Raw genomic sequence first — 17,803 nt, forward strand, 5'->3', positions numbered from 1 at the left:
GGAGGGGCGGGGGTTTACGCAGTCAGCGTTGCGTCCAGCGTAATAGGCGCCTTCAGCAGCTTCGACACCGGGCAGCCGGCCTTGGCCTTGCCGGCCAGCTCCGCGAAGGTTGCCTGATCCGTGCCGGCGATCGTCGCCGTCAAGGTCAGATGCACGGCGGTAATGGAAAAGCCGTCACCGTCCTTCTCCAGCGTCACGTCGGCCTTGGTCTCCATATGCGTGGCCGTCAGCTTGGCCTCGCCCAGAATGAGCGACAGCGCCATGGTGAAACAGCCGGCATGAGCTGCGCCGATCAGCTCCTCGGGGTTGGTGCCGGGCTTGCCCTCGAACCGGCTCGCGAAGCCATAGGGATAGTCCGTCAGCGCGCCGCTCTCGGTCGAGATGGCGCCCTTGCCGTCCTTTATGCCGCCTGCCCAGACTGCTTTGCCGTGCTTGATCATTGCTTCGTTCCTGTGTGTGGCGAAAGGCCAGCTTAGCGGCATCCGCGCGCGGCGTCTTGCACAAGACCCCGCAATCGACGACGTGAGTGTTAGACGGATGGGAACCCGCATGATGCCGAACAGCCCGATCACGAGCGTCGAAAGCGCGACGCCGCGCCGGGGGGCGGCCGTGCTCCTCGAAATCCTGCGCAGCGAGGGCGTCGCCTATATCTTCGGCAATCCCGGCACGACGGAATTGCCCTTGATGGACGCGCTGCTGGAAGCGCCCGACGTGCAGTACATCCTGGCCTTGCAGGAGGCGAGCGCCGTCGCGATGGCGGATGGCTATGCCCAGGCGGCGCGCCGGCCGGCCTTCCTCAACCTCCATACCGCCGGTGGATTGGGCCACGGCATGGGCAATCTCATCAATGCCAGCGTGTCCCAGACGCCGCTAGTCGTCACCGCCGGGCAGCAGGATTCGCGCCACACCATCACCGACCCGCTGCTGTTTGGCGATCTGGTGCAGATCGCCCGTCCCGCCGTGAAATGGGCGCAGGAAGTGGCCCACGCCGACCAATTGCCGGTGCTCGTTCGCAGGGCGTTTCACGACGCCAATGCCGCGCCGACCGGACCCGTTTTTCTGTCCCTGCCGATGGACGTGATGGAGGAGATGAGCACCGTCGGCATCACGGAGCGTTCAGTGATCGACCGCCGCCCGATCGCCGGTTCGCTCGATGTCCTGGCCACCCATCTCGCGGCAATCGCGCCGGGGCGTCTCGCCATCATTGCCGGCGATGAGGTCTATGCGAGCGATGCTGGCGCTGAGGTGGTGCAACTCGCCGAAATGCTGGGCGCGCCGGTCTACGGATCGTCTTGGCCGTCCCGTCTGCCTTACCCGACGTCGCATGCCCTCTGGGCCGGCAATATGCCGAACAAGGGCACCGACATCGCTAAGACGCTGAGCAATTTCGATGCAATTTTCGCCCTCGGCGGCAAGTCGCTCATCACCATCCTCTACACCGAGGGGCCGATTGTGCCCTCAAGCTGCGCGGTGTTCCAGATGTCGGCCGATGTGCGTGATCTCGGCCGCACGTACATGACGCCACTGTCGGTGGTGGGGGATATTCGAAGCTCGTTGCGGGCCATGGCGCCGCTGCTGCGGGCAGCGACAGCGCCGCGCGCTGCCGCCTATGCCGCGCTTGTCGAGACAGCGGCCGGTCATCGTCGCGCGCGACGTCAAAGCCTGGCCGCGCTCGCGGCATCGCAATGGGACGCGCCGGTGATCACGCCGCTGGTCGCGGCACAGGAAGTGGCGCGGGCCGTCGGGCCCGATATTTCCATCGTCGATGAGGCGATCGCGACGTCGATGCATCTGCGCGGCTTCCTCAACAGCCATTCCTCGCACCAATATTCGTTTCTGCGGGGTGGCGCGCTCGGCTGGGGCATGCCGGCGGCCATTGGCTGCTCGCTCGGCCTGGGGCGGGAGCCGGTTGTCTGTCTGGTGGGAGACGGCGCCGCGCTCTATTCGCCGCAGGCATTGTGGACGGCGGTGCATGAAAAGCTGCCCGTCACCTTCATCGTTATGAACAACCGCGAATACAACATCCTCAAGAACTTCCTGAAGGCGCAGCCGAACTATCTGTCGGCCCGGCGCAACCGCTTTATTGCGATGGAGGTTACGGAACCGGCCGTCGATTATCTCGCAATGGCACAGTCATACGGTGTGCCCGCGCGACGGATCGAACGTGCGGGCGATATCGCTCCGGCGATCGAGGCGGGCATCGCCTCGGGACAGGCGAACCTGATCGAGATTGTCATCAGCGCAACATCCTAAACCGGTCGCAGCATCTCGCCCACGCGCGCGGTCAGCGCCTCCAACCGAAACGGCTTGCCGACCACCTCCATCCCCGGTGCCAGATCCCAGTGTTCCAAGGCGGCGCCGGCATAACCCGTGATCAGCAGAATAGGCAGGTTAGGTCGCTGCTCGCGCGCAGCGTCAGCAAGCTGGCGCCCGTTCATACCCGGCAAACCGACATCGGTGATCAGAAGATCCACCGGCTCACGCGAATACAGCACGCGCAGGCCCTCGGACCCGTTGGCGGCCTCCAGCACGCGGCATCCCAGTTCGCGCAGCGTCTCTGCCAAGAGCGCGCGGACATCGGGTTCGTCTTCCACAATCAGGATGGTGCCGTTCGGCAGATCGACATTCGGTCGCCCACCACTGGCTTCGGTCTTCGATAGCGGAAGATGCAGGGAGCGCGGCAGGTACAGTAAAACGGTCGTGCCCTGTCCGACCTTACTCTCCAACCGCACGACCCCGTTCGACTGCCGCATGAAGCCATACAGCTGCGATAGGCCGAGCCCCGTGCCTTGCCCGATCGGTTTCGTCGTGAAGAAGGGCTCGAAGACGCGGGCCAGCACATGGGGCTCCATACCGGTGCCGCTGTCGATGACCGCGATCTCCACATAGTCGCCTGGCTGGCTATCCTCCCCAGTCAGATCGGCGGCGGTGAACGTCCGCTCCGCCGTGCGGATGGTGATCCGGCCGCCCTCCGGCATCGCGTCGCGGGCGTTGATCGCCAGATTGAGCAAGGCGCTCTCAAGCTGGTTCGGATCGCACAGCACAGGCCACGCGCCATTGCAGAGCTGCAGTTCAAGGTCGATCTGCGGGCCGATGGCGCGTCGCAGCAGCTCCGCCAGGCTTTCCACAAGAACGTCGGCGTTGACGGCGATCGGTTGCAGGGCCTGACGTCGCGCGAAGGCAAGCAATCGGTGCGTGAGTGCGGCGGCGCGTTCCACGCTTTTCGCGGCGGCATTCACGAAGCGCCCGGCTTCCTGCGGCCGGCCTTGGGCGATGCGCCGCTGCATCAGCTCCAGGCTGCCGGCCACGCCTTGCAGCATATTGTTGAAGTCATGCGCGATACCGCCTGTGAGCTGGCCGACCGCTTCCATCTTCTGCGCCTGGCGCAGACTTTCCTCGGCGGCTTGCAACTCCGCCGTGCGTTCAGCCACCCGCTGCTCCAGGGTTTCGTTCAGCGCCCGAAGCTCATCCTCCATCCGTTCCTGTTGAGTGATATCGATGAAGGTGCAGACACAGCCATGCGCTTCGCCGTTCCGGAAGATCGGATGCACCCAGTATTCGACCGGAAATCCGGTGCCGTCGATACGAAAGAAGAGCTCGGCCGTGACATGAGCGGCGTCACCGCCGTTGGCCGCCTGGTAGATGGGACAGTCATCGGCCGGGTAATGCGAACCGTCCCGGTGCGAGTGGTGGATGACATCATGCAGCCTGCGGCCGATCGCGTCTTCGGCACTGGCAAAACCCAGCATGCGCAGGAAGGCGGCATTGCATAGCGTCGTGACGCCATGACGATCGACGGCATAAAAGCCCTCGCCCATCGAATCGAGCAGAAGGCGCATTTGCGCCTCGTTCTCCCGCAGGCGGCGTTCGGCTTCGGCCTGCTTGGCAAGATGCTCGCCCACCTGCCGCTGGCGCCGCCGCGCCCGCAACACAGACCGCGCGGCGCTGATCAGGCTGAGGGCATTGAGCGGCCGTTCCAGGAACATGATGTTGCCCAGAACCTCCGGCAGATGCAGCTCCAACACCGCGCTGCGCGCCTTCGCCCCACTATGCGTGAGAACGATGAAGGGCAGATCCGACCAGGGCGGCTGGGTTTGCAGGCGCTGCGACAGGGCATCCAGCGCCAGTCCCATCAAGGCTTCATCCGCGACCAGCACGGCGCCGGCGGTCTCGTCGATCGCGGCACATAAAGTATCGAGGGTGGGAAACACGCGGCAGCGGATGCCTTCGCGGCCCAGCAACATGGCGGCGCCTTCGGCGTCGCGTCCGGTTGGGGCGAGGATCAGAAGCGGGCCGGCAGCCTCACCCCCCAGCCGCTCAGGCAAAGTCCACCCCGCGCTCTTCCAGCAGCGGCGCGGACTCGCCGAGATAGGTTGGCGTTCCCGTCAAGACGCCCTGGAATTCGACCAAGGTTTCACCGACGCGCAAGCCCGCCTGATCGATCCGGAATTCGCGAATGCTATCCTCATGCGCGCCGCCGCGATTCTTGATGACGGACAGGGCTTTGCGCACGCGGCCGCCCGCTTCGAAATAGCGCAGCAGCAGGATCGTGTCGGCGATGTAGCTGGTGTTCAAATTGCTCTGCATATTCCCCATCAAGCCGGACTGGGGATTGATCAGCAAGGTGAGGATGCCGCGCTGATTCAAATAGGAGAGCAACTCATGCAGTTGCAGAACAAGCTGCTTTTCCTGCGGCATCGAGGTCACATAGCCGCTGAGGCTGTCGATGACGACGAGTCGGGTCTTGTTCTGCTCGGCATCCAGACGCAGCATCTGGGTGAACTCGCCCGGTGACACCTGGGCAGGGTCGATCTGCCGTAGCGTGACCATGCCGGACTCGATATGCGGCCGAAGATCCAGACCCAGCTTGGCGGCGCGGGTCAAAAGCGTGCCCGCACGTTCGTCGAACTGATAGATGGCACAATGCTCGCCGCGAAGCGCGGCGGTATGGACGTATTGCACCGCGATGGTGGATTTTCCGGTGCCCGCCGGGCCGCTGATCAGCGTGCAGGTTCCGCGCAGCGGTCCGCCATCGACCATGGCATCGAGCGAGGCAAGGCCACTCGGCACTGCGTCGCCCACGAAGGGCACATGATGTTCGGCCGCGATCAGGCGTGGGAAAACGTCGAGTCCGCCTGAGGTGATCACATAGTCGTGCCAGCCTTCCCGGTAGCGGGCGCCGCGCATCTTGGACACTTCCATCCGCCGGCGCGCGGCCCCGAAATCGAGCGTGAGACGCTCCAGGCTGATCACGCCATGGCACAGGCTATGCAATTGCAGGTCCCGTCCGCCGGCATTGACCCGGTCGTCGAGAAGAAAGACGGTCGAGCCTCGGCCGGCGAAGAACTGCTTCAGTGCCAGGATCTGGCGCCGAAAGCGGAGCGAATCTTGCGCCAGAAGCCGCATTTCGGACAGGCTGTCGAAGACCACGCGCACGGCGCCGGTGCGCTCGGCCTCATCGGTAATGAGCTTGACGGTCTCCCCAAGCTCAACCTCCCAAGGGTGCAGCAAGGTCGTCTCGCGGTCGGGGCTGAGGGCCGCTTCGGCGGCGGCCAGTTCGAACAGGTCGATACCGCCTAGGGTCCAGCCGTGGGAGGCGGCGACGGTCGCCAATTCCTCCGCAGTCTCGGATAAGGTGACATAAAGGCCGCGTTCGCCCCGCGCGCGGCCTTCGAGCAGGAATTGCAAGGCGAGAGTGGTCTTTCCAGCGCCGGGCGCGCCTTCGATGAGATAGAGGCGGTTGGTTGCCAGACCACCATCGAGAATCTGGTCCAGACCGGCCACACCCGTGCGCATACGAGAAGGTTCGGTGGCGGGTGAGGATGCGGTCATCGGTCGAAACGGGTCCCCAGCTGTCTCAAGAAAGACGAGATGTATAGCCTTGGCGGGAGCGCAATGTCGCCTTCGCGAAGCGTGACCTAAAGGCTCGGTTTTTCACAAGGGCACAGGCGCAGCACCGTCTCCACTAGGCCCGGAAAGCGCGTGTCGATCTCCGGCCGGGTCGAGACGAAGCAGCGCGTGCCATCCTTGCGGTTGACGATCAGGCCGGCGTTGCGCAGGACCTTCATGTGATGGCTGAGGGTCGAAGGCGCCACGCTGACGCTAAAGCCGCTCCAGGCGGTCTCTTCGCCCGACATCAGGACCTTGAGGATCGACAGGCGCAACGGATCGCTTAGCGCATGCAGCACCTCGGGCAAGGTGATCTGGTCGATGGGCGGGTGGGGGTAGGGGTCTTGTGTCATGGACAGCCAACCTTGTATTCGATCTTCGACGAACATCAAACGATGGCCCGCACCGACATCCGACGGGCCTCTATACCATTGATCCAGAAGGACATGCCAAATATGCCGACCCTTTTCGATCCTATCCGCATCGGCGACCTCGACCTGCCGAACCGCATCCTCATGGCGCCGTTGACCCGCGCCCGCGCAACGGGGGAGGGCCGCGTGCCCAATGCCCTGATGCGCGACTATTACGTCCAGCGGGCCTCCGCCGGCCTGATCCTAACCGAGGCCACGGTCGTCAGCGCCTCCGCCGTCGGTTATGCGAATACGCCTGGCCTGTGGTCGGCCGAGCAGGTCGCGGGCTGGAAAATGATCACGGATGCGATTCACAATGCCGGCGGCCGGATCTCGGCCCAGCTTTGGCATGTCGGCCGCGTTTCGGACCCGTCGCTGCTGGATGGCAACCTTCCGGTTGGGCCGAGCGCAATCCCGGCGCAGGGCCATGTCAGCCTGCTGCGCCCCGAGCGCCCGTATCCCACACCGCGCGCCCTTCGCCTTGATGAGATCCCCGGCATCGTCCAGGATTTCCGCAAGGCCGCCGAGAATGCCCAGGCCGCCGGCTTCGACGGCGTCGAGATCCATGGCGCCAACGGCTATCTGCTCGACCAGTTCTTGCAGGACACGACCAATACGCGTGATGACGCCTATGGCGGTTCGGTCGAGAACCGCGCCCGCCTGATGTTCGAGGCGGTGGACGCGGCAATTTCCGTCTGGGGCGCGTCGCGCGTCGGTCTGCATCTGGCCCCGCGCGCCGATGCCCACACCATGGGCGATTCGGATCTGCTCGGCACCTTCAGCCATGTCGCGCGGGAGGCTCGCACGCGCAACCTCGCCTTCCTATGCGCACGTGAGCACAATGCGCAGGATTCAATCGGCGCTGCGCTCAAGCGTGAATTCGGCGGCGTCTATGTCGCCAACGAGAAGTTCACGGTCGAGCAGTCGCAGCAGGCGCTGGACAGCGGCACGGCGGACGCGATTGCCTTCGGCGTGAAGTTCATCGCCAATCCGGATCTGCCGGCGCGCCTCAAGGCGGGCGCCCCGCTGAACGATCTTCGCACCGATGGCATGTATGGCGGCGGCGCGGAGGGGTATACGGACTATCCGGCGATGTCTGACACCGCCGTCGCCGCCTAACCTTTTCTCTCAGGAGCAGCCGCATGACCGTTTATGGCGTCTTCACGCGTGAGCACACGATCGATCAGGCTGAAATGGACATATACGGTCCTGCGGCCGCCGCTGCCGGCGTCGGCCATCCGGTGACGCCGCTCGCGTTTTACGGTCCGATCGAAACGCTTGAGGGGTCAAAGGTCGAGGGGGCTGTGATCATCTCCTTCCCGACCTTGGAGGATGCCCATGCCTGGTATTACAGCCCGGCCTATCAGGCGGCGAAGGAGCATCGGCTGAAGGGCGCGGACTACCGCGTGTTCTTCGTCGAAGGTGTTTAAGGTTTTAGGTACCAACCTTAACCGTCACCCGCGGATCAAGTCCGCGGGTGACGAGACAGGAGTCCGAACCCAATCGTCTTGGCGCGGCGATTGCATGGAACGTTTCGCTTGGGGTGCGTCATAGCATCCCTGGCCTTCAGTGCTTGCACAACGTTTCCACGCCTCACCCGCCATCGGAGAATGGAATGATCAAGCCGATCCTCACCGCCGCTGTGCCTTTGATGCTGTCCCTGGCCGGCGGCACGGCCTTCGCGGCCGACACCATCAAGATCGGCGTGCCGGTGCCGCTGTCGGGACCCTATGCCAATGCCGGCATCGATATCGTCAATGGCGGTAAGCTCGCAGCCGCCAAGATCAACGCGGCCGGCGGCGTGCTCGGCAAGCAGATCGAACTCGTGCCGGAAGATGATGGCTGTGACGCCCAGATGGGCGTGCAGGCCGCTCAGAAAATGGTCGATTCCGGCGTCGTCGCCGTCGCAGGCTCCTATTGTTCCGGCGCGGCTTTGCCGGAACTCACGGCGCTGAAGCGCGCCGGCATTCCCTACGTCCTGGATGCCGCCACCAACCCGAAGCTGACCGAGATGGGTGTCACCACCGTTTTCCGCACCATCGGGCGTGATGACGAGCAGGGACCCTTCGCCGCCGGCTATATGGCGAACGACCTGCATGCCAAGAAGGTCGCTGTCATCGATGACAACACTACCTATTCGAAAGGCCTCGCCGACAACATCGTCGCTTCACTGAAGACGGATGGTGTCGATGTCGTCTATTACGATGCCATCACCCCGGGGCAGATGGATTACTCGGCCGTGCTCAGCCATGTCGCGACGCTGATGCCGGACGTGATCTTCTACACCGGCTATTTCTCCGAAGCCGGGCTGATCGCCAAGCAGGCGGCGGCGCTGCATATCAAGGCGGTGATGATGGGCGGTGACGCCACCAATGACCCGACCCTGATCAAGACCGCCGGCCCGGGTGCCGAGGGCTGGACCGCGACCACGGCGCCGCTGCCGCAATTCCTGAGTGGCGCGAAAGGCTTCGTGACCGACTTCACCGCCGCCTATAAAACCGCGCCGGGTCCCTATTCCGTTTATGAATATGATGCGGTCGATGTCGTGGCGAAAGCGATCACCGACGCCAATTCCCTCGACCCTGCGGCCATCACGGCGGCTCTGCACAAGATCAAGGGGTTCATGGGCCTGACCGGGGACATCACCTTCAACGCCAAGGGTGACCGCGAAACCGCAGTCTATATCACCGTCGTCGTCAAGAACGGCGAATTCGCGCCTGGCATGATGCTGGATCCCGCGGGCAAGTGGGTGTCCGTGCAGTAGACCGCGCCTGATCGCCGCGGCAAAGCTCGCCGCCGCATGACGGAGTTTCTGCAACTTGTGGTCGCGGGCCTGACGACGGGGTCCTTCTACGCCCTCGTCGCCCTCGGCTACACCATGGTCTACGGCATCGTCCGCCTGATCAACTTCGCCCATGGCGACATCTTCATGGTCGGCGCCTTCCTGGGATGGACGGTGCTGACCACCTTGGCCGCGACGCATATGCCCTGGGGCATTGCCTTGCTGCTTGCGGTGATCCTGGCGATGGCGCTCACCGGCGGCATCGGCGTCATCATCGAGCGCTTCGCCTATCAGCCGCTGTTGAATGCGCCACGCCTGTCGATCCTGATCACCGCCCTCGGCGTGTCGCTCGCGCTGGAGAATGGCGTGCTGCTGATCTATGGCCCTGGCTTCAGCACCTATCCCCATCTCGTCAGCACGGCGGGCTTCGTTCTCGGCGGCGCTCAGATCAGTTACGTGCAGATCGGCATTATCGCCGTCAGCCTCGCGTTGATGGCGGCGCTGTATCTCTTCGTGCATCACACCTTCATCGGCACCGCAATGCGCGCCCTTGCGGTCGACCGCGATGCGGCCCGACTGATGGGCATCGATGTCGAGCGCATCATCCAGATTACCTTTTTCGTGGGCTCGGCGCTCGCCGCCGTCGCGGGGGTGATGGAGGGGCTGTATTATACCCAGATCAGCTTCTTCATGGGTTTCCTCGTCGGCTTGAAAGCCTTCACCGCCGCCGTGCTCGGCGGCATCGGCAATATTCCCGGCGCTATGGCGGGCGGCTTGTTGATCGGTCTGTTGGAGGCGTTCAGCGCCGGCTATATCTCCTCCCGCTGGACGGATGTGATCGTCTTCGCGGTTCTCATCGGTGTGCTCGTCATCAAACCGACGGGCCTGTTCGGTGAGCGCGTCGTGGAGAGGATGTAGTGGCGGCCTCCCTCCGCGCGCCGCCCGCCGTCTTCGCCGTGCTGGCACTGATCGCTGCCGCCGCGCTGCCGCTGGTGACCGACAATTACGAAATTGACGTCGCGCTCACGATCCTGACCTATGCGATCCTCGCCCTCGGCCTCAATATCGTCGTCGGCTACGCGGGACTTCTCGATCTCGGTTACGCCGCCTTCTTCGCCATCGGCGCCTATACGACGGCGCTGATGGAAACGCTGCTGCATCTGAACTTTTGGGAAACGATTCCCTTCAGCATGCTCTTCGCCGGCATCTCCGGCATCATCATCGGCTATCCCACGCTTCGGCTGCGCAGCGACTACCTCGCCATCGTCACGCTGGGCTTTGGGGAGATCGTGCGTATCATCGCGACCAACCTCGACATCACCGGCGGCCCCAATGGCATCTATGGCATCGATCCGGCCGATGTTCTGGGCCATGACATCACCGCCCCGAAGGCTGTCTACGAACTCGGCATCGCCTTCTTTATTGTCGTTCTGATCTTCGTCATTCGCCTCGGCCGCTCCCGGCTCGGCCGCGCCTGGACCAGCCTGCGGGAGGATGAGTCGGCCGCCGAAGCGGTCGGCGTGCCCACGCTCCGGGTCAAGATGCTCGCCTATGTCATGGGCGCGGTGATCGGCGGCCTCGGCGGCAGTCTGTTCGCGGCGCGGTTCGGCGCCATCGATCCCACCTCCTTCACCTATGCCCAGTCGGTCACCATCCTGATCATCGTCGTGCTCGGCGGCCGTGGCAGCCTGCCCGGCGTCATTCTCGGCGCCATGATCGTCGCGGGCCTGCCCGAGGCGCTGCGTTTCCTTCATCTGTGGCGCGAATTCGTGTTTGCCATAGCCCTGATCATCCTCATGCTGGTGCGACCGCAGGGGCTTTGGCCCGCGCGCCTGCGCCATATCGCCTCGCCCTCGGCTGATGCCGCCCATGCGGTGCCTGCGGCGGATCCTTCGGCCCAGGTGGCAGAAGCGACGCTCGGCGAACCGACGACCTTGCTGGAGGTCAAGTCCATCAGCCGCGTCTTCGGCGGGCTGCGCGCCGTCAGCGATGTCAGCTTCACCGTCCGCAAGGGCGAGATCCTCAGCATCATCGGCCCCAATGGCGCCGGCAAGACCACGGTCTTCAACTGCCTCACTGGCGTGCTGCCGCCAAGTTCGGGCGCCATCCTCTGGGCCGGCAAATCGCTGGTGGGCCTCGCGCCGCATCGCGTCGTCGCCCTCGGCCTGGCGCGCACCTTTCAGGGCATTCGGCTGTTCGACGATATGACGGTGTTCGAGAATGCACTGGTCGGCATGGACCACCGCTTCCGCGTGCCGCTTTTCTCCGAAATGCTCGCCTTCCCTGGCGCTCATCGGGAAGAGGGGCTGCATTACGCCGCCTGCCGCAACTGGCTCGACTTCGTGGGCCTCGGCGCGCAGGTCGGCCTCCGCGCCGGGGACCTGCCTTATGGCGACCAGCGGCGGCTGGAAATCGCCCGCGCCCTGGCCGGGCAGCCGCGCCTGCTGCTGCTGGATGAGCCAGCGGCCGGCATGAACCCGACCGAAAAGCAGTCCCTGATGGGCCTGATCCGCCGTATCCGCGACCTCGGTACCACCGTGCTGCTGATCGAGCATGACATGCTCCTGGTCATGGGCGTGTCCGACCGCGTCATCGTCATGGATCGCGGCCAGATCATCGCCGAGGGCGCGCCCGCCGCCGTGCAGTCCAATCCCCGCGTCATCGAGGCCTATCTCGGCACCGAGGAAGACGAGGAAGAGGCGCTCGTGGGCAGCCTGGCATGAGCCTCCTCACCGTCGAAGGCTTGCGCGTCGGCTATGGCAAGGTTGAGGTGCTGCACGGCATCGACCTCACCGTCGCGCCAGGGGAGATTGTCGCTTTGCTCGGCAGCAACGGCGCCGGCAAAACCACCACGCTGCGCGCGCTTTCCGGCCTGGAACCGATTCGCGGCGGCCATGTGACGCTGGCGGGCGAAAGCCTGGTCGGCGTCGCCGCCCATCGCATCACGGCGCGCGGCCTCGCCCACGTGCCCGAACGGCGGCGCCTGTTTAGCCCACTGTCTGTCGAGGAGAATCTGCGCCTCGGCGGCTATCTGATCCGCGACCAGCCGGCCGAGATCAGCCGCCGGATGGAGGCGATGTATGCGCTGTTTCCGCGTGTCGCCGAGCGTCGGTCGCAGCTTGCGGGCACGCTGTCGGGCGGGGAGCAGCAGATGGTCGCCATCGCCCGCGCCCTGATGCTGCAGCCGCGCCTGCTGGTGCTGGACGAGCCGTCAATGGGTCTCGCGCCGCTGATCGTGCGCCTGATCTTTAACATCATCCGCCGGCTGCGGGACGAAGGAATGGCGGTGCTGCTGGTCGAGCAGAATGCCCGCCAGACGCTGCGCATCGCGGATCGCGCTTATGTGCTGGAAAGCGGCGCCATCCTCGTCCATGGCCCGGCGGCAGAACTGGCGCGCGACCCGCGCGTTCAGGCGGCCTATCTCGGCGGCGCCGCCGCCTGATCTGCGCGGCGTGCTTATCGATGGTGCTTAACTCCGGCCACGTTCCGGCGCATAAGGGCGCCTCCCTGACCCCGGCCGCCGGACGCCGCGCGATCCATACGATCCGGGACACGGGTAAAGGAGCCTCGCTATATGTCTGGCCTCGAATTGCCCAGCCTCGAATTGCCTGGCCTTGAACCGTCTGAACCAGAGCCGGCGCCCGCCGTCGCGCGCAAGCCAAAATCCGGAACGGGCGGCTGGGCGAAGAAACTGGGCCCCTATCGCCAGCCGCGCACCTTCAGCGGCCTGCGGGAATTGGCGGTCACCGCCATTCCCTTCGTGGCCGGTTGGGCCGTGATGTGCCTGGCGATCCATTTTCACTATTTCTGGCTCTACGGCCTGCTTCTGCTGCCCATGGCCGGTCTGCTCGTCCGGCTGTTCATGATCCAGCATGATTGCGGCCACGATTCGTTTTTCCCCAACCGCGTCAGCAACCGCTGGGTCGGGCGCGTCATCAGCGTCCTGACGCTGACGCCCTATGATTACTGGCGCGCGAGCCACGCCATTCACCATGCCAATGCGGGCAATCTCGATCATCGCGGCATCGGGGACGTCAGCACCCTGACCGTCGCCGAATATCTTGCCCAGTCCCGCTGGGGGCGTCTGCGCTACCGCATGTACCGCCATCCGGCGGTGATGTTCGGCGTCGGGCCTTTCTATCTCTTCGTTCTGCAAAGCCGTCTGCCCTTCGGGTTCATGCGCAAGGGCTGGAAGCCTTGGTTCAGCACCATGGCGACGAACCTTGCCATCACCGTCTCCGCTGGTTTGATGATCTGGGCGGTCGGCTTCTGGCCCTTCCTGCTGATCCATGCGCCGGTCGTGCTCGGGGCCGCCGCGATCGGCGTCTGGCTGTTCTATGTCCAGCACCAGTTCGAAGACACGCTTTGGACCGGGGACGACACCTGGAACGTGCAGGATGCGGCGCTCCAGGGTAGCTCGCATTACGATCTGCCGCTCGTGCTGCGGTGGTTCACCGCCAATATCGGCGTGCATCACGTCCATCACCTCTCCAGCAAGATCCCCTCCTACCGCTTGCAGGAAGTGCTGCGCGACCATCCCGATTTGCGTGGGCAAAGCCGGTTGACCCTCCTCCAAAGCCTGAGATGCGTCAGCCTGGTGCTATGGGACGAAAAGCGCCGCCGCCTGATCTCATTCCGCGAACTGCGCCGGGCGACCGCCGCCGCCTGAAAGCGATCGTTTCGGGGAGGCTTTGACCTGACGGGCTGAAATGCTCCACTCTCGGCTTCGGCGGTTCGGGCGGGTTGATGAGAGTTTCGGCAGGGCGACTCTGGTCTGGTCTTTCCCTGGCGAGCAAGCGCCTCGTTGGGGCGGGCTTTGCCCTCTTGTTGACGATGGTGGGCGCCGTGACACTCACGATGTGGGATCTCCGCGTCGTGGCATTGACGGATGCGCGCGACAACGTCTCCAGGCTGGGGATCGCGATCGCCGAGCAGACGGCGCGATCCGTCCAAGCGGTCGACCTGATTTTGCAGGACCTGCAACAGCGCATCCAGCGTCAGGGGATCGCGACGCCCGCGCAGTTTTCCGCGCAACTGCAGAATGCGGCCTTAGAGGAAGCGCTCCATCGGTCGGAACAGGCTTTGCCTCAGGCCAATGCCTTCACCATCATCGGCGCTGACGGCCGTTTGGTGAATTTCTCCCGCCGTTGGCCGATCCCCGCCACCGATCTTTCGGATCGGGATTACTACGCATACTTCCGCGCCCATGATGATCCCAATCCATTCGTGAGCCAGCCGGTTCGCAGTCGCGGCGATGGCAATTGGACCGTCTATGTGGTGCGGCGTGTCGATGGACCCGGCGGCATTTTCCTGGGCCTGGTGCTATGCGCAATAGATCTGAACTATTTCCAAAAATTTTACGCGGCGCTGGCCAGCGGAGCCGATACCGCGGTCACCCTCCTGAAGCGGGACGGCACGGGGCTCGCCAGCTTTCCGATCGCGGCGCGAATCGGCGCCAAGCTGCCTCATACGTCATGGTATCATCTGGTGGCCCAGAACACGTCCGGGATTTTGAACGTGCCCGGGTTCTTCAACCCCGGAATGCGCCTCATTTCGGTCCATCCATTGACCGATTACCCGCTGGTTGTGGATGTCAGCGTGTTACAGGAAAAGGTGTTGTCGCATTGGCGGCGCGCTACGACGCTGGTGGCGCTTGGTACCTTCAGCGCCGTCCTCGGTATCGGCGTCATGCTGCGTGCGCTTCTTCTGCAATTGCAGAGGCTAGAGAGTTCGGAATCTTCCCTCGCCGAACAAAATCTTTCCCTCATCACAGCCCGACGGAGGATGGAGGAGCAGGCCCGCGCCCTTCAGGACAGTCAGACGCATCTCGCCAAGACATCGTCGGCGCTGAAGACGACGCTTGAGACGATGAGCCAGGGCATCGTCATGGTCGATGCCGATCGCAATGTCGTTGTCAGCAATACACAAGCCATCCAACTGCTCGGCCTGCCGGGGGAGATGATGTCGGCCGGCTATCCTTTCGATGATATCATCGCCTATCAAAAAGCGCAGGGAGAGTTCCTCGAAAGCCCCTGGCGCGGCGAGGCCTTGGAAATCGACCTCAGCGAGCGACTGACGTACCAAAGACAGCGCCCGGATGGCCGTATTCTGGAAGTGCAGAGTGTGCCTTTGCCAGACGGTGGCATGGTGCGGACCTATACAGACATCACCGAGCGACAGGCGTCGCAGGAGCGCATCAGCTATATCGCTCATCATGATCAACTCACGAAGTTGGTGAATCGCGTTGTGTTTCAGGAACGTCTGGAGGATGCCATCGATCTCGCGGACCGGACCGGCCGTGGCCTCGCAGTTCTGTATCTCGACCTGGATCGCTTCAAGCTTGTGAACGACAGTCGTGGTCATAGCGTCGGTGATCAACTTTTGGCCCAGGTGGCGGATCGGCTGCGTGCGGCTGTGCGTGGCATCGATACCGTCGCGCGCATGGGCGGAGATGAATTCGCCATCATCCAGCCGATGGCCGATCATGCTGATGCATCCTTGAGGTTTGCCGATCGCCTTTTACAGACGATCAGCCAGCCCTTCGATATCGAGGGTGGACAGTGTCGCGTCGGTGTATCGATCGGCCTCGCGCTTTATCCCTCGCATGCCAAGAACGCCGACACGTTGCTGCGCCATGCGGACGTGGCACTCTACCGCGCGAAGGCGGAGGGACGTGGCATCGCCTGCTTGTTCGATCAGGACATGGATGCCCGCCAGCAGGCCTTGTTCGAACTGGAGCAGGAATTGCGCCTGGCGCTGGATCGCGCCCAATTCGAGATTGAGTATCAACCGATTCGCGATGTCGCGACGCTCCGTCTGGGCGGGTTTGAGGCGCTGTTGCGGTGGCGGCATCCCAGTCGGGGTACCATTCCGCCAGGGGAGTTTATCGCCCTGGCCGAGCATTCGGGCGTCATCACCTCCATCGGCCTTTGGGTGCTGGAAACTGCCTGCGCGGAGGCCGCGACCTGGCCGCCGCATCTGCGCATCGCCATCAACCTGTCACCGGCGCAATTCAGCCATGGATCCTTGACCGACGAATTGACGGACATCCTGCGCCGGACAGGCCTTCTGCCCAGCCGGCTGGTCTTGGAAGTGACCGAGGGACTCTTGCTGGACGATAGCAGCACGGTGCTTGGCATCATGTCCGGCCTGCGCGCGCTCGGTGTGCGTTTCAGCCTCGACGATTTTGGAACGGGGTATGCCGGACTCGCCTATCTTCAGAGATTCCCATTCCAGGTCATCAAGATCGACAAAGTCTTCGTGCAGGACATGGTCGAGAAACCGGAAGTTCTGGCCATTGTGACGGCCCTCCTGGAACTAAGCGCTGCCCTCAGCCTGACTGTGATCGCGGAAGGTGTGGAGACCGAGGCGCAGCTAGCCGCACTCGTTCGGTTACGCTGCCCCTATGTTCAAGGTTTCCTCACGGGGCGCCCGGCTCCGGCGGAGCAAGCCCGTCGTGTCATCGACGCGGACCGCACTGCAATCGATCAGATCGCGCATTAGGAAATACCGGCATTCGTCTCGCGCCACAGACGATAGCGGCGACGTAACTCCCCTTTGCGCAAGCCATTGCTGTCTTCCAGACTTTCAGCCTCGATGATCCGGTCAAGGCGGAAGTGGCGGAAGTCGTGCCGCAGCTCGCACCATGCGATGAGGAGGCAGTGCGTTTCGGCATAACCGAGCATTGCCGGCCACACGATGCGCTCGCTGTCCTGCCCTGTGTCGGACCGGTAGCGAAGCCGCAGTTTCCGACTGTCACGGATCGCGGTTCGGAAGATAGACGTGTCGATGGTGTCCCCTGGTCCCCCGATCGCCGGCCTCGTGCCCACGCTGGGCTCGGCGATGAACGGGCGGAGATGCGCGGGGATGACGGCGGCGATCTTCGCCATCAGATCGCGGGCCGCATGGGCAAGAACCGTGTCGGAACGGCTCGCGACCCATTGGGCCCCAAGCACCGCGGCCTCAATTTCGTTCGGCGTGAGCATTAGCGGCGGCATGTCATAGTCCGAAGCGAGCAGATACCCGAAGCCCGCTTCCCCTTCGATCGGAACCCTTTGACCGATCAGATCTGCGATGTCGCGATAGATTGTGCGCGTCGATACGCCGAGTTCCCCGGCCAAGGCCGCCGCCGTCTTGGGGTGGGACGACCGACGCAGAATTTGAATGATCTGAAATAAGCGGTCTGTGGGACGCATGAGCGAACTCCTGCTGACATGATGCTGTCAGCAGACCTATGCAACAAGACGGGCCAAAAGCGATTTTGCCGCTGAATCATAGGATTGGCCATGAAGTTCGCGTCCATACGCCTCATCGCGGCCGACATCACGGCCATGGTCTCATTCTATGAAATGGTGACCGGGCTTTCGGCCGATTGGCTCGCGCCTGTCTTTGCCGAGATCGTCACGCCAGGCGCCACGCTCGCGATCGGCGCCGTTGAAACCGTTGCGCTCTGGAAAGAGGGGAGCGCCGAGCCTGGCGCCAATCGGACAGCCTCTATCGAGTTTCAGGTCGCGGACATCGAGGCAGAGTATGAACGTCTGAAGGATAAGGTCCCGCTCGTGCACGCATTAAAGACGATGCCGTGGGGCAATAGGACGTTCCAATTCCGGGACCCGGAGGGGACGGCGGTATCGCTGTATATGCCCGTCACTGAGGAGGCGAGGGCGCGTTTTAGGTCGCGGTAGTCTGGTCAGGCAGGGGGGATGCGATCACCGTTCGCACC

At 63.7% G+C, this 17,803-nt stretch carries 15 protein-coding genes; 10 read left to right on the forward strand and 5 right to left on the reverse strand.

Annotated elements, in window-relative coordinates; genetic code table 11:
- Positions 1–14 precede the first annotated feature (14 nt).
- Positions 15–440: an OsmC family protein gene (locus QP803_RS02500; RefSeq protein WP_284946101.1), complete on the reverse strand. Its 426-nt coding sequence runs from the start codon at positions 438–440 to the stop codon at positions 15–17.
- Positions 441–549: 109 nt separating this feature from the next.
- On the opposite strand from QP803_RS02500, the gene QP803_RS02505 reads away from it, so the two are divergent.
- Complete coding sequence (locus QP803_RS02505; protein WP_284946102.1) at positions 550–2,253, forward strand: thiamine pyrophosphate-binding protein; 1,704 nt, start codon at positions 550–552, stop codon at positions 2,251–2,253.
- On the opposite strand, the gene QP803_RS02510 is transcribed toward QP803_RS02505, so the two are convergent.
- The 3 genes from QP803_RS02510 to QP803_RS02520 all read right to left on the reverse strand — a co-directional run bounded on the left by QP803_RS02510 (position 2,250) and on the right by QP803_RS02520 (position 6,242).
- Positions 2,250–4,325 carry a response regulator gene (locus tag QP803_RS02510; RefSeq protein WP_284946103.1) on the reverse strand — a complete coding sequence of 692 codons (2,076 nt, stop codon included), beginning with the start codon at positions 4,323–4,325 and terminating at the stop codon, positions 2,250–2,252. The two genes, QP803_RS02505 and QP803_RS02510, sit on opposite strands and share 4 nt — an antisense overlap.
- Positions 4,318–5,832, reverse strand: a complete 1,515-nt coding sequence (locus QP803_RS02515; protein WP_284946104.1) for an ATPase domain-containing protein — start codon at positions 5,830–5,832, stop codon at positions 4,318–4,320. The genes QP803_RS02510 and QP803_RS02515 overlap by 8 nt, the downstream gene beginning before the upstream one ends.
- Before the next feature lie 86 nt (positions 5,833–5,918).
- Positions 5,919–6,242: an ArsR/SmtB family transcription factor gene (locus QP803_RS02520; RefSeq protein ID WP_284946105.1), complete on the reverse strand. Its 324-nt coding sequence runs from the start codon at positions 6,240–6,242 to the stop codon at positions 5,919–5,921.
- Between the two features lie 102 nt (positions 6,243–6,344).
- Between QP803_RS02520 and QP803_RS02525 the strand changes: the two genes are divergently transcribed.
- The 8 genes from QP803_RS02525 (at position 6,345) to QP803_RS02560 (ending at position 16,584) form a co-directional block, all read left to right on the forward strand.
- Complete coding sequence (locus tag QP803_RS02525; RefSeq protein WP_284946106.1) at positions 6,345–7,418, forward strand: alkene reductase; 1,074 nt, start codon at positions 6,345–6,347, stop codon at positions 7,416–7,418.
- Positions 7,419–7,441: 23 nt separating this feature from the next.
- Entirely contained in the window at positions 7,442–7,729 is a 288-nt protein-coding gene (locus tag QP803_RS02530; protein WP_284946107.1) for a DUF1330 domain-containing protein, read from the forward strand.
- Positions 7,730–7,914: 185 nt separating this feature from the next.
- A complete protein-coding gene (locus QP803_RS02535; protein WP_284946108.1) occupies positions 7,915–9,063 on the forward strand; it encodes a branched-chain amino acid ABC transporter substrate-binding protein in 1,149 nt (382 codons plus the stop codon).
- Positions 9,064–9,099: 36 nt separating this feature from the next.
- Positions 9,100–9,999, forward strand: coding sequence for a branched-chain amino acid ABC transporter permease (locus QP803_RS02540; RefSeq protein ID WP_284946109.1), 900 nt, complete (start codon positions 9,100–9,102; stop codon positions 9,997–9,999).
- A complete protein-coding gene (locus QP803_RS02545; RefSeq protein WP_284946110.1) occupies positions 9,999–11,804 on the forward strand; it encodes a branched-chain amino acid ABC transporter ATP-binding protein/permease in 1,806 nt (601 codons plus the stop codon). The genes QP803_RS02540 and QP803_RS02545 overlap by 1 nt, the downstream gene beginning before the upstream one ends.
- Positions 11,801–12,523, forward strand: a complete 723-nt coding sequence (locus tag QP803_RS02550; protein WP_284946111.1) for an ABC transporter ATP-binding protein — start codon at positions 11,801–11,803, stop codon at positions 12,521–12,523. The genes QP803_RS02545 and QP803_RS02550 overlap by 4 nt, the downstream gene beginning before the upstream one ends.
- 132 nt (positions 12,524–12,655) lie before the next feature.
- On the forward strand, positions 12,656–13,750 hold the full coding sequence (locus QP803_RS02555) for a fatty acid desaturase (protein WP_284946112.1): 1,095 nt from the start codon (positions 12,656–12,658) through the stop codon (positions 13,748–13,750).
- A gap of 77 nt (positions 13,751–13,827) precedes the next feature.
- On the forward strand, positions 13,828–16,584 hold the full coding sequence (locus QP803_RS02560) for a bifunctional diguanylate cyclase/phosphodiesterase (RefSeq protein WP_284946113.1): 2,757 nt from the start codon (positions 13,828–13,830) through the stop codon (positions 16,582–16,584).
- Here QP803_RS02560 and QP803_RS02565 read toward each other — a convergent pair.
- Positions 16,581–17,276 (reverse strand): helix-turn-helix transcriptional regulator, encoded by a 696-nt coding sequence (locus QP803_RS02565; protein WP_284946114.1) that lies wholly within the window; start codon positions 17,274–17,276, stop codon positions 16,581–16,583. The genes QP803_RS02560 and QP803_RS02565 overlap by 4 nt on opposite strands.
- A 90-nt stretch (positions 17,277–17,366) precedes the next feature.
- Between QP803_RS02565 and QP803_RS02570 the strand changes: the two genes are divergently transcribed.
- On the forward strand, positions 17,367–17,765 hold the full coding sequence (locus QP803_RS02570) for a VOC family protein (RefSeq protein ID WP_284947805.1): 399 nt from the start codon (positions 17,367–17,369) through the stop codon (positions 17,763–17,765).
- The last annotated feature ends 38 nt before the right edge of the window (positions 17,766–17,803 follow it).

This window comes from Acidisoma sp. PAMC 29798 (genome assembly GCF_030252425.1).
GTDB classification, from domain to species: Bacteria; Pseudomonadota; Alphaproteobacteria; order Acetobacterales; family Acetobacteraceae; genus Acidisoma; species Acidisoma cladoniae.